The sequence below is a fragment of the Agromyces subbeticus DSM 16689 genome (assembly GCF_000421565.1).
GTDB classification, from domain to species: domain Bacteria; phylum Actinomycetota; class Actinomycetes; order Actinomycetales; family Microbacteriaceae; genus Agromyces; species Agromyces subbeticus.
The window spans coordinates 1-14,339 of record NZ_ATXG01000013.1 but is presented as its reverse complement, the minus strand read 5'-3'; the positions used below and the strand labels follow the sequence as shown (position 1 = coordinate 14,339).

Here is a 14,339-nt window from a genome sequence, read left to right as displayed (position 1 = left end):
ATCTGAATATTGAATACAACAGCAGTGAACACTGATCCCGCATGCCGGATCGATCGCGACGCTCCCTAGTCGGGCAAGTGCGTCAGACCGACCGCGAGGTCGATGAACAGCGCGGCCGACCAGCCGAACGCCGTCGTCGCGGTGCGGGCCTTGCGACCGGTGAGCGGATTGAAGTACTCGTGGGGGCCGCCTGCGTGCACGACGAGTGCAACGGTTCGCTCGGCGAGCGCTCGCGCGAGCTCGGGATGCCCCGATGCCCGCAGCCCCTCGACGATGAGCACGTTGGTGTTGACCCACACGGGGCCGCGCCACATGCGCTCGGGTGAGAAGTCGGGGTCGGACGCAGAGACGGTCGGCACCGTCCATGGCAGACCGTATCGCTCGGGATCGCCGAGCGCTCCCACGAGGGCCTCGACGACATCAGCCGGCAGCCGGCCGGTGAGCAGCGGCATCAACCCGACGATCGCATCACTGGCGACCACCGCGCCGGCGGCACGTGCCGCGAACCGACCGGAGGCCCCGCTCCACAGCTCGAGCAGCAGAGCGAGCGTGCGTTCCGCGCGGGCGCGGTGCGCGGCTGAATCCCCCGCGGCATCCGTGCCGTATCGCTCGGCGAGCCTGGCGAGTTCGAGGTCCTGCAGCACGAGGTAGGCGCCGAGGTCGGGCGCCGTGGTCGGCAGTGGCCCGTCGAAGATGGGGCTGTCGTCGAGACCCGACGAATACGGGTGGCCGTACTCGGGCATGCCGTCGGCGTCGAGGTCGCTGCCGACGAACCACCAGTCCTGCGAGCGGCGGATCGTGGTGAGCTGCTCGCGCGCCCACTCGGGCGCATCCTCGACCTCGAGCACCTTGGCCAGCGCCCAGGCTGCGAGCGGCGGCTTCGTGAGCGGCACGGGAGCGTTCGGGTCGGCGATCTGCGAACCGGCACGGCGCAGTCGATCGCGATCGGCCTGGGGCAGGTCGTCGCTCGTGGCGAGCACGCCCTGCTCGTGCACGACATCGGGCAATTGCCCGTCGGCGCTCGCGAATCGGAACGCGATCTCGAGCTGCTCACGGGCGAGTTCGGGGTCGCCATGACGCAGTCCCACCGCGATGAAGTAGGCGTCCCATTGCCACACACCGACGTACCCGATCTTCGACGGCACCACGCCGCGCGCCTCGCCAAGCGACGGCAGCTCGACGATGTTCGCGCCGAGCACCCACCAGCAGAACGCGGTCATCGATTGCAGGTCGTCGCGCACGATCGGGCACTTCGCGAACCAGTCGGCCCACAGCGAGCGCGTTGCGGCGGCATCCCGATCGTGCAGCACGGATGCCTCGTGGCGCACGCGTCGCTCCGGCCCGATGCTCAATCGCACCGCGGGCGCCTCTGCCGTCAGTTCGACGCGGGTTCGCGCGCCATCCGGGGTCGTCCACTCGACGGTGGTCTCGATACGCTCGTTCGTCGCTACTCGACCGACGGCGGCGAGGCCGACGGTCAGCGCGGCGGTGCCGGCGAAGGTGAGGGTCACCGCTCCCCCGGCGAACTCGATGGCGTGCGGCAGCACAGCCGTGACCGGCATCGACTCGCCGTCGCCATCCCTGATCACGAGTTCGTCGATGACCCGGCACTGGTCGAGCCGGCGCTCGTACTCCGAGGTATGCACCCGCAGCGCGGTCGCGGGGGCGGTGCCGATTGCGTCCGCGACCGGCTCGGTGGCGGCCGACTCGGCGAGTTCGACGTGATCGCTCCGGAACACGAGCACGCGCGAGCGCGGCAACGTGAACGGCGCCTGCACGAGATCGAGATGACGACCGGCGAGACTGGCCAGCTCCGCGGCATCCGAGGCGCTCATCGTCCTCCCAGCCCCGACGCGGCCATGCTGTTGAGGATCCGGCGCTGCCCGATCACGAAGACGATCAGCATCGGAATCGTCGAGATCGCCGACGCCGCCATCACGAGCCCGTAGTTGATCGAGCCGAACTGGCCCTGGAACGAGGCGAGCAGCAGCGGCACCGTGAACAGGTCGGGCGTGTTCAGCAGCACGAGCGGGAAGAGGAACGCGTTCCACACGCTCAGCGAGACGATGATGCTGAGCGCCGCGAGCCCCGGCTTGAGGTTCGGCAGCACGACGCTCCAGAAGATGCGCCAGCGCCCTGCTCCATCGACGAGCGCGGCCTCCTCGAGCTCTTTCGGCAGCGACAGCACGAACTGACGCATGAGGAACACCGCGAACGGGTTCGCCATCATGCCGGGCACGATGAGCGCCAGGTGCGAGTCGACCCATCCGAGCTGCGTCATGAGCAGGTAGAACGGGATGAGCGTGACTTGGGCTGGGATCATCTGCGTCGCGAGGAAGAGCACGAACAGCGTCTTGCTGCCGCGGAACCGGATACGCGCGAACGCATAGCCGGCCATGGACGCGGTGATCAGCGTGCCGACCACGACGAGTGCCGCGATGTAGATGCTGTTGACGTAGGCCTGGCCGAACGGCACGGCGTTCCAGGCCTCGGCGTAGTTGTCGAAGGTCCACGGCTGCGGCCAGAAGGCGAGCGGGTCCTGCAGCAGTTGCGGCAGCGACTTGAACGAGGTGAGCAGCATCCAGATGAACGGGAAGACCATCGCGACGCCGGCGACGACCAGCACGATGTGCAGCACCGTCGCGCTCGCTCGACGCCGACCCTTGCCGACGCGTTGACCCGTCGGCCGGTAGTCATAGCCGGGCGCGGCGATCGCGATCGTGGAGTCGGTCGGGGGCAACTGCACGCCGTCGGTCAGGCGCGGATTCGTGAGGCTCATGCTGCGTCATCCTCGTAGTGCACGAACTTCTTCTGGGCGCCGAACTGGATCGCCGTGATCACGAGCGTGAGCACGAGCAGGATCACGCTCGCGGCGCTCGATGGGCCGAACTCGAACTTTCCGAAGCCGAGATCGTAGATGTGGTAGACGATCGTGCGGGTCGCGTTGTCGGGCCCGGCGTTCGACACGAGCACGTACACCGTGTCGAAGGTCTGGAGCGACGAGATGAACGCGACGACCGACGAGAAGAAGACGATCGGCGAGAGCAGGGGCAGGCGGATGCTGCGGAAGAGCCGCCAGGCGCCGGCGCCGTCGATGCGCGCGGCCTCGATGACCGACGGCGAGATGTTCTGCAGTCCGGCGAGGAAGATGATCACGTTGAGGCCGAGCGACGACCAGATCGTCACGATGCAGACGGCGAGCAGGGCGAGCCTCGGGTCGCCCAGCCAGTCGGGCGGTTCGATGCCGAAGATCGTCGAGATCGTGGTCGACAGCACTCCATCAGTGCGGAACATCTGCTGCCAGATCATCGCGACGGCGACCGTCGACGTGACCACCGGCGCGAAGAACAGCACCAGGTAGAGGGTGCGGGTCTTGAGCTTCTCGAGCGCGACGGCGATGATCACGGCGAGGCCGAGGCCGATCGGCACGGTGATCACGGCGATGAGCAGGGTGTTGACGATCGATCGCAGCAGCAGTTCGTCTTGGAGCTGCGCGGTGAAGTTCTCGAACCCGACCCAGGTGAGGTCGGTGAGGCCGTCCCAGCTCGCGAACGCGAGCACGAGACTCGCCGTGAACGGCAGCACGACGAAGACGGTCATGCCGATCAGCTGCGGCGCGACGAAGAGGTAGCCCCAGCGCCGGTCGCGGCGGCGCCAGCCCGCCTCCTTGCGCGGCCCGGTCGGCCTGGCCGGCGCAGTCGCCGCTGTCGCCACGACGTCGCGCGGCCGCACCGGCGGCGCGACCGGTTGCCCGGTCGCGCCGCCTGCGATGCCGGTCATCTCAGCGCTCACTCCGCCGTCTTCTCGGCGACGAGGTCGGCGACCTCGTCGAGGGCGGACTGCGTGTCGGACTTGCCCTGGTAGAGCTTCAGGAAGATCTCGCTGATCTCGGTCGAGAGGCCGGGCACGCGCGCCTCGGTGGGGTAGTCCTCGAAGCCGATGTCACGCATGTCGAGGAAGGTCTGCGCGTGGGCAGGGTAGCCGCCCTCGAGCACGACCTCGTCGGCGCCCGTGATCGACGGCACCGCGTTGCCGCCGCCCTCGAGCCGGAACGTCTGCCCCTCGGCGCTCAGGAACTCGGTCCAGAACGTGAACGCGGCATCCTTCGCATCGGTCTTGCCGTTGATGGCGAGGTAGGACGTCGCCACGCCGGTCGGCGCCTCTTGGCCGTCGGGCGTCGGCCAGCGCACGATGTCGTAGCTGTCGGGCTCGCCGGCACTCTCGACCGTGCCGATCGTGTAGCGGCCCTGCACGAAGAAGCCGGCCTTGTGCGTGACGAACACGCTGTCGGCGCCTGCTCCGTCGGGCAGCGTGTCGGCCACGACGAAGGTGCCGTCCTGGAAGTAGCTGCCGAGGGTGTCGATCGCCTCGATGCTCGTCGGGTCGGTATTCGCGACGAAGGCGCCCGAGTCGTCATAGGCGGTGCCGCCCTGCGACGAAATCCAGCTGTAGTGCGTCGCCCAGTAGTTCCAGAACATCGAGCCGGTGAGGCCCGCGGCCTTCAGCTTGTCGTTCATCTCGAGGTAGGCGTCGGTCGTCCATTCGCCGTTCTCGGCGAGCGTTGCGGGGTCGGCGGTGATGCCGGCCGCCTCGAGCGCCTGCTTGTCGTACCAGAGCACGTCGGGGTTGGAGTCGTTCGGAGCGGCGTAGTACTCGCCGTCCTGTTCGGCCGCACCGAAGAGGCCCGGGAAGAAGTCGTCGGGCTTCGTCTGGCTGTCTTTCGACTCCATGAGCTTCTTCAGCGGCATCAGGCGGCCCGAGTCGACGAACTGGCCGATCTTGTCGTCGCCGAGGTAGAAGACGTCGGGAGCGGTGTTGCTGGTGAGCTGGGCGAGCAGCTTCGAGTGGTACTCCTCGTAGCTCGCGACCGGCTGCAGCTTGACCGTGATGTCGGGGTGGCGCTTCATGAACTCGGCGTTGAAGTCCTCGTAGCGGGTCAGCTCTTCGGCTGTGCCCCACGTCGACCACACGACGGTGTTCTCGTCTTTCGCACCTCCCCCGCCGCTGCATGCTGCCAAGCCGATGGCGACGGCGCTTGCTGCACCGATCGCCAACAGGCGCCTCATCTTCGAGTTCGCGCGGGGCATTCCGCTACCTCTTTCGTCATTGCAAGGGGGCCGCGCCTGGGTGGGGCTCGGGGAATCGCTTCGTCAGTATTCTGTATACAAAACTCAGCTTCGTCAAGCCCCGACGCAGAATCGAGACCTGAGCGGCGCGAACGACGAAGGGATGTCCCGTGGCCGACCGGCCACGGGACATCCGTCGTTCGATCTCAGAGCCCGAGCTCGGAGAGCTCCGCATCCATGCGGCGCGCCATCTCGGCGTATCCCTCGTCGTTCGGATGGATGAGGTCGGCGGCCATCCATTCGGGATGCCCTTCGAGCCACCGCGAGGCGCCGGCGATGTGGTCGGCACCGACCTCGGCTGCAGCGTCCTCGACCCATCCGATGATCTGCTCGACCGACTCGGGCCGGTCGTCGGAGTACCAGAACGGCTCGACGACGATCAGGCGTGCGGAAGGCAGTTCCTCGCGGAGTCGCTCCAGGTCATCGGTGATGGCCGCTTCGATCTCGTCGGCACGGCTCGGCATCGAGAAGTTGTCGTTGAGCCCCATCGTGACGATGACGATGTCGGGCGCCGGCTCATGGTCGACGATCTGATCGACGAGGTCGACGCCCGGGCCTGCGAGGCCACCGCCTCGATTGTTCACGAAGCCGAGCCCGTCGACACTCGGGTTGAACTCGAACCAGCCCCGGTCGGCCGCGACGATCGTCGACCAGCGCCGTTCGGGCGACGTCGCACCCGTGCCACGTGTGTACGAGTCGCCATAGAAGGCGACCACCGTTGCTCCCGCAGTGGGTGACGCGGGCGATCGGGCGTCGCCACCCGTGGCCGAACACGCCACGAGTGCCACGGAGGCCGCGACCGCGATCAATGCGGCGGCGACGTGTGACGTCACCGCCCGAACCGATCGTGCCGCCATGGCGGGACCGCCCGTCGTCAGACGCGCGCGGGCAGCTTCGCGGCCACGAGCTCGGCGATCTGCACGGCGTTCAGGGCAGCGCCCTTGCGCAGGTTGTCGTTCGAGACGAAGAGCACGAGCCCCTTGCCGTCGGGCGCCGACTGGTCTTGGCGGATGCGACCGACGTAGCTCGGGTCGTTGCCGGCAGCCTGCAGCGGTGTCGGCACCTCGGAGAGCTCGACGCCCGGGGCATCCGACAACAGCTCGGTGGCGCGCTCGGGCGTGATCGGGTTCGCGAACTCGGCGTTGATCGAGAGCGAGTGGCCGGTGAACACCGGCACTCGTACGCACGTGCCGGCGACCCGCAGGCCGGGCAGCTCGAGGATCTTGCGGCTCTCGTTGCGGAGCTTCTTCTCTTCGTCGGACTCGTAGTCGCCGTCGTCGACGATCGTGCCGGCCAGCGGGATCACGTCGAACGCGATCGTGCGCGGGAACTTCTCGGCAACGGGGAACGTGACGGATGCCCCGTCGTGCACGAGCCCGATGGTGTCTTGCCCGACGGCGGCACGGGCCTGCTCGAGCAGCTCTTCGCCACCCGCGAGTCCGGCGCCAGAGACGGCCTGGTAGGTGCTCACGATGAGTCGCTCGAGGCCGGCTTCGTCGTGCAGCACCTTGAGCACGGGCATCGCGGCCATCGTGGTGCAGTTGGGGTTCGCGATGATGCCCTTGACGGCCTCGTCGATCGCGTGCGGGTTGACCTCGCTGACCACGAGCGGAACGTCGGGGTCCATGCGGAAGCCGCTCGAGTTGTCGATGACGGTGACGCCGGCGGCCGCGAACCGCGGCGCCTGCGCCTTCGAGAGCGTGGCGCCGGCGGAGAAGATCGCGATGTCGAGGCCGCTCGGGTCGGCGGTCGAGGCGTCTTCGATGACGATGTCGTCGCCCTTCCACGGCAGCGTCGAGCCGGCCGAGCGCGCCGAGGCGAAGTAGCGGATCGAGGCGACCGGAAAATCGCGCTCTTCGAGCAGCTTGCGCACGACCGCGCCGACCTGGCCGGTCGCGCCGACGACGCCGATGTTCACTCCACTGGTGTTGCTCACGTGCACTCCTCTGTCACCCAGGGGCCATCCGGCCCGCGGGAAGCGATCTTCCATTGTCCCAGCCGCAGCGGCAGCTCTCGGCGGTTCGCGGAATCTTGGCAGGATTGCCCCGGCATCCGCGAGGATTTCGATGACCGAGCGGATGCCGCTTCCGCTCGATCGGGCGTCAGCGCCCGGTGCCGCCGTGCACGATGGCTTCTTCATCGCCGTCGAGCTCGAAGGCCGTGTGCACGGCCCGTGCGGCGGCGTGAACGCTGTCGGCGCGCGTGACGACCGAGATGCGGATCTCGCTCGTCGAGATCATCTCGATGTTGATGCCGGCGGTGTACAGCGCCTCGAAGAGACGGGCGGAGACGCCCGCGGCCGAGCGCATCGCAGCGCCGACGAGCGAGAGCTTGCCGATCTGGTCGTCGTACTGGAGCGAGAGGAAGCCGATCGCCTCTTGCGCGCTCGCGAGTGCCGTGAGCGCCTTCTCACCGTCGGACTTGGGCAGCGTGAACGAGATATCGGTGCGCCCGGTCGAGGCCGCTGACACGTTCTGCACGATCATGTCGACGTTGGCGTTCGTGCCGGCCACGATCTTGAAGATCTTCGCGGCGACGCCAGGCTTGTCGGGCACGCCGACGACCGTGATCTTCGCCTCGGTCAGATCGACGGCGACTCCGGCGATGACGGACTCTTCCACAGCTTCTCCTTCGGGCAGGCGAGCGGGGTCGTAGACGATGGTCCCCTCGCTGTTGTTGAACGACGAGCGCACATGCAGGGTCACGCCGTGGCGGCGTGCGTACTCGACCGCGCGGATGTGCAGGACCTTGGCCCCGGATGCCGCGAGCTCGAGCATCTCTTCGCTGGTGATGCGATCGAGCTTGCGCGCTTGCTTCACGACCCGCGGGTCGGAGGTGAAGACGCCATCGACGTCGGTGTAGATCTCGCAGACGTCGGCGTCGAGCGCCGCCGCGAGGGCGACGGCCGTGGTGTCGCTGCCGCCGCGGCCGAGGGTCGTGATGTCGCGGGTGTCGCGATTGAAGCCCTGGAAGCCAGCGACGATCACGACCGCGCCGTCGTCGAGCGCCTCGCGCAGTCGCACCGGAGTCACGTCGACGATGCGGGCCGCGCCGTGCGTGGCATCGGTGATCATGCCGGCCTGGCTGCCCGTGAACGAGCGTGCGTCGTGCCCCATGCTCTTGATCGCCATCGCGAGCAGGGCCATCGAGATGCGCTCGCCGGCCGACAGCAGCATGTCGAGTTCGCGCGGCGCGGGAAGGGGTGTGACCTCGTTCGCGAGATCGAGCAGTTCGTCGGTCGTGTCGCCCATGGCGGAGACGGCCACGACGACGTCGTTGCCCGCCTTGCGGGTCTCGACGATGCGCTTGGCGACCCGTTTGATGCTCTCGGCATCGGCGACGGATGACCCGCCGAACTTCTGCACGATCAAGCTCACGTGGTCTCCAAGGGGTAGGAATGGCGCCGGATTGCACCTCGGAACGCCGGAGTCACCATCATACGGCGGCGCGTATACGCCGCTCGCTATGTGACGGCGCTAGAGTGCGGGCATGGCAACGCTCCTCGATGGATGGTCGGAGTTCAACGTCGCGATGCTCGGCGCGACCGCCGCCCTCGCCGGCCTTCTGATCGTCGCGATGTCGGTGAACATCGGCGAGATCCTGAAGACACCGTCGCTGCCCGGTCGCGCGGCAGCCGCCCTCGCGGCACTCATGGCGGCGATCATCGTGACTGCGCTCGGGCTCGTGCCCGACATGCCCGTCATCGTGTACGGACTCGGGGCGCTGCTCGCGGCGGTGCTCGCCACGGTGTTCGAGTACCGAGCGATGCGCCTCATCGTCGCAGAGGGCCGCGAGCACGGGTCGCCGATCGCGAAGGCCGCCGCCGGGTGGCTGCCGGTCGCACTCTTCGTCGCCGGCGCGGTCGCCGTGCTGGCCGGCGCCCCGGAAGCGGGGCTCGGGTTGCTCGCCGCCGCGTGCATCCTGGCCGTCGCCTCAGCGATCCTGCACGCGTGGATCGTGCTCGTCGAGGTGCTGCGCTGACGCAGCCGCAACGGCTGGCCTCGCGCCTCAGCTCTCGTGCGGCCTCGCCATGTACCACTCGGTGAACTCGGTCGCCCGGCCATCATCGGCGAGACGGAGGATCCAGAGGTTCAGGTAGTCCTTGCTCGCGGGATACTCGGTGCGGCCCTGCACCACGACGAAGTCGCCGTCTTCGTGCACGATGTGCCACTCGAACGACCAGGTGCCGGGCTCGTCGAGGTCTTCGAGCCAGCCCTCCACGATGGCATCACGGCCGACGCGCGGCTCGTCATCGGGGTTCGGGAGGTACCGGGCATCGTCGGTGAAGAGCGCCCCGATCTGCTCGGGATCGTTCGATTCCCATGCCGCGACGTAGCCCGCGACCCAGTTCTCTGCGTTGCTCGCCATGTCTCCCGTTCTAGCTGCGCGTGCCGGGAGCGTCAAGGGTCAGCTGACGACGCGGCGGCCCTCGAACGCACGACCGAGGGTGACCTCGTCGGCGTATTCGAGGTCGCCGCCGACGGGCAGACCCGAGGCGAGGCGCGTGACGCGGATCTCGAGGGTGGTCAGGAGCCGGCTGAGGTAGGTCGCGGTGGCCTCCCCCTCGAGGTTCGGGTCGGTCGCGATGATCACCTCGGTGACGGTGGCGTCGGCGAGGCGCTGCATCAACTGGCGGATGCGGAGCTCATCGGGGCCGATGCCGTCGATCGGGCTGATCGCCCCGCCGAGCACGTGGTAGAGCCCGCGGAACTCGCGGGTGCGCTCGATGGCGACGACGTCTTTGGCCTCTTCGACGACGCAGATGAGGGCGGGGTCGCGTCGCGGGTCGCGACAGATGCCGCACGTCGCCTCTTCGGAGACGTTGCCGCAGATCTCGCAGAACCGCACCTTCTCATGGATCTGCATGAGGATCTCGGCGAGCCTGGTGACGTCGAAGTGCTCGGTCTGCACGATGTGGAACGCGATGCGCTGCGCCGACTTCGGCCCGATGCCGGGCAGGCGGCCGAGCTCGTCGATCAGCTCTTGAACGATGCCTTCGTACATGGTCTACCCACGCTCCCCGAAGCCGGGGCGCGCCGGCGCCTCGACCTCTTCGAGGAACGTGGCGCCGAGCACCTCGCGCACGACGGCCTCGCCGTAACGCTGGATGCCGCCATTGCCCGACGCCGGGCCCATGGTCGGCGACGACCGGGGGGCGCGACGCGGAGCGGGGGCCGCGGCCGCAGCCGCAGCGGCAGCGGCAGCGGCCTGGACCGGAGCGACCTGAACCGAGGCCGCGGGAGCCTGAACGGCCGCCGGCGTCTCGAAGCCGTCGGGCACGGGGCCGGGATCGAACGGGGGCTCTTCGTCTTCGGGCGGCGCGTCTGCATCGTCGGGCACGTCACCGTCGTCGTCGCGCCCCGGAGCCTGAGCGGCGCCGGTCATGACCGTCGGCGCACCATCGGACGCCGTGACGGCCGGGCGCTCGGCCACGGCCGTGACCGTGCGCGACGCCGTCGAGACGGTCTCGCTGTCGTCGGCCACCGGATCGCGCGGGATCGCCACCGTCGCCCAGGAGTCGACCGGGCCGGAGGGCACTGGCGACGCCTGCGGCACGGATGTCGCTCCGCCCGACCCTGTGGCGGCCGCACGCGCTGCGCTGCTCGGCCCAGCGGGTCGGCCGGACGCGGCAACCGGAGATGCCGAGGATGGCGCGGATGCCGGTGCCTGCTGAGACGTCTGTGCCGCTTCCGGGCCCGACGGGGCTGCCGGAGCCGACGGACCGGCCGGGGCCGACGGGGCGACGGTCGGTGCCGCGGGCGGCGGCACCGGCGGTGCCGCCGGCGCTCCCCCGGAGCCGTCGACCTTGGCGATGAACTTCACGCGGATGCCGAGCACGTCGACGATGGCGCCGCGCAGCAACTCGCTGACGCTCTGACCGGGCGCACCGCCGCGGAAGCCCGCGACGTCGTGCTCGCTCTGGAAGGTCAGCACGAGCACGTCACCGTCGCGGAAGTCGCGCACCTGCGCCGTGAAGGCCACCATCCACGCGCTGCGCTTCGTGCGCTGGAGCGAGGCGAGCACCTCGGGCCAGGCATCGCGAATCTGCTGGAGGGTGACCGGACCGACGGGTTTCACCGCCTCGGAGGCTGCGGTCGATGGCTGGGCGTCCGAGCCCGCAACAGGCACCGCCGCCGCGGTGGGCGACGCACCCGCGGCCGGAACGGCGACGGGCGGTTCGACGGGAGACGGCTCGGCCGCTGCCGCTGATTCTGCACGTGCAGGAATGGCGGGCGAACCGGAGCTCGGCCGCACGGCGACCCCCTCGGGCGCTGCGTTGCCCGTGGTCGCGCCGGACTCGGCCGCACGCGAGCTTCGCGCGGGCGGTTGCGATGCAACGGGTGCCTGCGCCTCAGCTGCAGACGAGCCGGCGACGCCGACCCGACGCTCGAGTCGCTCGACCCGGGCGAGCGCACCGCGCTCGGTCGCGTCGGCGGCCGGCACGAGCACGCGTGCCAGCATGAGCTCGAGGTGGAGCCGCGGCGACGTGGCCCCGGTCATCTCGGTGAGGGTCTGGTTGACCAGGTCGGCGACCCGCGAGAGCTCTGCCTGCCCGAAGGCAGCCGATTGCGCCGCCATGCGGACCAACTCGTCTTCGGGCATGCCCCGCAGCACCGCCGCAGCGGCTTCGGGCGAAGATGCGGCGACCACGATGAGGTCGCGCAGGCGCTCGAGCAGGTCTTCGACGAAGCGCCGCGGGTCTTGCCCGGTCTGCACGACCCGGTCGGCCGCTGCGAACGCACCGGCGGCATCGCCGGCTCCGATCGCGTCGACGACCTCGTCGAGCAGGGCGCCGTGGGTGTAGCCGAGCAGCGCCACGGCGCGCTCGTAGTCGATCGTGGGCCCCTCTGAGCCGGCGATGAGCTGGTCGAGCAGCGACAGTGTGTCTCGCGGCGAGCCACCACCGGCACGCACCACGAGCGGCAGCACGCCGGGCGCGACCTCGACGCCCTCTTCGGTGCAGAGCTGCTGCACGTATTCGAGCATCGGCCCGGGTGGCACGAGCCGGAACGGGTAGTGGTGGGTGCGCGAGCGGATGGTGCCGAGCACCTTGTCGGGCTCGGTCGTCGCGAAGATGAACTTGATGTGCTCGGGCGGCTCTTCGACGAGCTTCAGCAGTGCGTTGAAGCCCTGCGGCGTGACCATGTGGGCCTCGTCGAGGATGAAGATCTTGAATCGGTCGCGGGCCGGCGCGAACACCGCGCGTTCGCGCAGGTCGCGGGCATCGTCGACGCCGTTGTGGCTCGCGGCGTCGATCTCGACGACATCGAGCGAACCACCGCCGCCCCGCGAGAGCTCGACGCAGCTGGGGCAGACCCCGCACGGGACATCCGTCGGCCCTTCTGCGCAGTTGAGGCAGCGCGCCAGAATGCGCGCCGAGGTCGTCTTGCCGCAGCCGCGAGGGCCGCTGAAGAGATAGGCGTGATTGACACGATCGGTGCGGAGCGCCGTCATGAGCGGCTCCGTCACCTGGGACTGGCCGATCATCTCGGCGAATGTCTCGGGCCGGTAGCGGCGATAGAGGGCGGTGACCACGACTCAATCGTAGTTGCCGCGTCCGACACCACGGCCGGATGCCGAAGGCGTAGCATTCGGGGATCGGAAGGAGGGGTGATGACCTCGACGATGACCCCAGCGCAACTCGAGCGGTTCCAGGCGAAGCTCCTGAAGGAGCGCGCGGACGCGGAGGGCCGGTTCGCCGAGTTCGACGACGTCATGAGCGAGGTACGCGCCGCCAGATCGGGTGCGTCGGCCGACGACGAGCACGACCCCGAGGGCCCGACGATGACGCAGGAGTGGTCGCAGCGCAGCGCCGTGCTCGCCGATGCCCGCGCGGAGCTCGCCGACGTCGATCACGCGCTCGCCCGCATCGTCGACGGTACCTACGGCATCTGCCGCAACTGCGGCAAGCGCATCACCGTAGCCCGGCTCGACGCGCGACCCACCGCCGAGCTCTGCATCGACTGCGCTCGGCTCGCCCGCTGACGGTCGCGACACGACCGGGCACTCCCCCGACGAATCGCGAGCCGCGCAGACGGATGACCCGGGCGATCGCTCGCCCGGGTCATCCGTTCACCGATCAGTGCTGCGAGAGCCGCCGGCGTCGTGCGATGAACAGCGCCACCATGCCGAGCACGATCGCGATTCCGCCGAGTGCGATCGGCGCGATCGCCTCGATGCCGGTCGCGGCGATGCCGCCCCCGGCCGAAGCGCCCGCCGCGATGTAGGTGAATCCGCCCGGCAGGATCGCCGTGCCGCAGCTCGCGCTTCCGATCACCGTGACGTCGACCTTGCCGGTGCCGGCCGGCGAGACCGCCACGATCGTCGTGTCGTTCACGACCCGGAACGACGTGGCAGGCTTCGAGCCGAACAGCACTCCGGTCGCACCCGTGAAGCAGTGGCCCGAGATGGTCACCTGCGTGCCACCCGTCGTCGGCCCGCTCGGCGGGGTGACCCCGTCGATCGTGGTGACCGGCGTGTAGGTGAACACGAGCGGTGCTGACGGGCCACCGGGGGTGGTGACCACGATGTCCACCTCACCGGGTGCGTGCGGCGGCGTCACGAACGTGATCTCGGTGTCGCTCACCTGGGTGAACGGCACCTCCACCCCGTCGACCGTGACGCTCGTCGCCCCGCCGAGGTCGGTACCGATGATGGTCACCGTGGTGCCACCCGTCTCGGGACCGTTGTCGGGGTTGAGACTCGTCGGAGCCGGAACCGGCACGTAGGTGAAGGGCAACGCGTTGCTCTCACCGCCCGGCGTCGTCACGACGACATCGACCGCGCCTGCTGCGTGCGGCGGAGTCACGAAAGTGACCTCCGTAGCGCTCACTTGCGTGAACGGCACGGATGCCCCGTCGATCGTCACCTCGGTCGCACCGGCGAGATCGGTGCCGGTGATCGTCACCAACGTGCCACCTGCAGTCGGTCCCTCATCGGGCGCGAGCGACGTCAGCGCTGGCACCTCCAGGTAGGTGAACGGCAAGGCATTGCTCGGGCCGCCCGGTGTCGTCACCACCACGTCGACCGCGCCTGCTGCGTGCGGCGGAGTGACGAACGTGATCTCGGTGCTGCTCACTTGCGTGAACGGCACGGATGCACCGTCGATCGTGACGGCCGAGGCATCCGACAGGTCGGTGCCGGTGATGGTGACCAACGTGCCGCCCGCGACCGGACCCTCATCGGGAGCCAGCGACGTCAGCGCCGGAGCCG

At 69.2% G+C, this 14,339-nt stretch carries 13 protein-coding genes; 2 read left to right on the top strand and 11 right to left on the bottom strand.

Annotated features, from left to right (window positions below; all coding sequences use genetic code 11):
* Positions 1–65: 65 nt before the first annotated feature.
* From H521_RS0115715 to H521_RS0115685, 7 genes are all read right to left on the bottom strand, one after another.
* Positions 66–1,835 (bottom strand): amylo-alpha-1,6-glucosidase, encoded by a 1,770-nt coding sequence (locus tag H521_RS0115715; RefSeq protein WP_022893977.1) that lies wholly within the window; start codon positions 1,833–1,835, stop codon positions 66–68.
* A complete protein-coding gene (locus tag H521_RS0115710; RefSeq protein WP_022893976.1) occupies positions 1,832–2,779 on the bottom strand; it encodes a carbohydrate ABC transporter permease in 948 nt (315 codons plus the stop codon). Before H521_RS0115710 ends, H521_RS0115715 begins: the two co-directional genes overlap by 4 nt.
* The gene (locus tag H521_RS0115705) at positions 2,776–3,792 is read right to left on the bottom strand and encodes a carbohydrate ABC transporter permease (RefSeq protein WP_022893975.1); all 1,017 of its coding nucleotides are present in this window, start codon (positions 3,790–3,792) and stop codon (positions 2,776–2,778) included. The genes H521_RS0115710 and H521_RS0115705 overlap by 4 nt, the downstream gene beginning before the upstream one ends.
* Positions 3,789–5,087 (bottom strand): ABC transporter substrate-binding protein, encoded by a 1,299-nt coding sequence (locus tag H521_RS0115700; protein WP_022893974.1) that lies wholly within the window; start codon positions 5,085–5,087, stop codon positions 3,789–3,791. The genes H521_RS0115705 and H521_RS0115700 overlap by 4 nt, the downstream gene beginning before the upstream one ends.
* A 185-nt stretch (positions 5,088–5,272) precedes the next feature.
* Positions 5,273–5,959: an SGNH/GDSL hydrolase family protein gene (locus tag H521_RS0115695; RefSeq protein WP_245561004.1), complete on the bottom strand. Its 687-nt coding sequence runs from the start codon at positions 5,957–5,959 to the stop codon at positions 5,273–5,275.
* A 41-nt stretch (positions 5,960–6,000) separates the two neighbouring features.
* A complete protein-coding gene (locus H521_RS0115690; RefSeq protein ID WP_026482356.1) occupies positions 6,001–7,062 on the bottom strand; it encodes an aspartate-semialdehyde dehydrogenase in 1,062 nt (353 codons plus the stop codon).
* A gap of 166 nt (positions 7,063–7,228) precedes the next feature.
* Positions 7,229–8,503, bottom strand: coding sequence for an aspartate kinase (locus H521_RS0115685; protein ID WP_022893971.1), 1,275 nt, complete (start codon positions 8,501–8,503; stop codon positions 7,229–7,231).
* A gap of 112 nt (positions 8,504–8,615) precedes the next feature.
* Between H521_RS0115685 and H521_RS0115680 the strand changes: the two genes are divergently transcribed.
* On the top strand, positions 8,616–9,107 hold the full coding sequence (locus H521_RS0115680) for a hypothetical protein (protein ID WP_022893970.1): 492 nt from the start codon (positions 8,616–8,618) through the stop codon (positions 9,105–9,107).
* A 27-nt stretch (positions 9,108–9,134) separates the two neighbouring features.
* On the opposite strand, the gene H521_RS0115675 is transcribed toward H521_RS0115680, so the two are convergent.
* Genes H521_RS0115675 through H521_RS0115665 form a run of 3 tightly spaced genes read right to left on the bottom strand, consistent with a single transcriptional unit; the run spans position 9,135 to position 12,662 of the window.
* Positions 9,135–9,494 carry a nuclear transport factor 2 family protein gene (locus tag H521_RS0115675; RefSeq protein WP_022893969.1) on the bottom strand — a complete coding sequence of 120 codons (360 nt, stop codon included), beginning with the start codon at positions 9,492–9,494 and terminating at the stop codon, positions 9,135–9,137.
* Positions 9,495–9,533: 39 nt separating this feature from the next.
* Positions 9,534–10,130 carry a recombination mediator RecR gene (recR, locus tag H521_RS0115670; RefSeq protein ID WP_022893968.1) on the bottom strand — a complete coding sequence of 199 codons (597 nt, stop codon included), beginning with the start codon at positions 10,128–10,130 and terminating at the stop codon, positions 9,534–9,536.
* A 3-nt stretch (positions 10,131–10,133) separates the two neighbouring features.
* A complete protein-coding gene (locus tag H521_RS0115665; RefSeq protein ID WP_022893967.1) occupies positions 10,134–12,662 on the bottom strand; it encodes a DNA polymerase III subunit gamma and tau in 2,529 nt (842 codons plus the stop codon).
* Positions 12,663–12,740: 78 nt separating this feature from the next.
* Here H521_RS0115665 and H521_RS0115660 point away from each other — a divergent pair, with 78 nt between their 5' ends.
* Positions 12,741–13,112, top strand: coding sequence for a TraR/DksA family transcriptional regulator (locus tag H521_RS0115660; RefSeq protein WP_022893966.1), 372 nt, complete (start codon positions 12,741–12,743; stop codon positions 13,110–13,112).
* 94 nt (positions 13,113–13,206) lie between these two features.
* Here the strand turns inward: H521_RS0115660 and H521_RS23760 are convergent.
* A partial coding sequence (locus H521_RS23760; RefSeq protein ID WP_022893965.1) for an IPT/TIG domain-containing protein occupies positions 13,207–14,339 on the bottom strand: 1,133 nt, incomplete at its 5' end.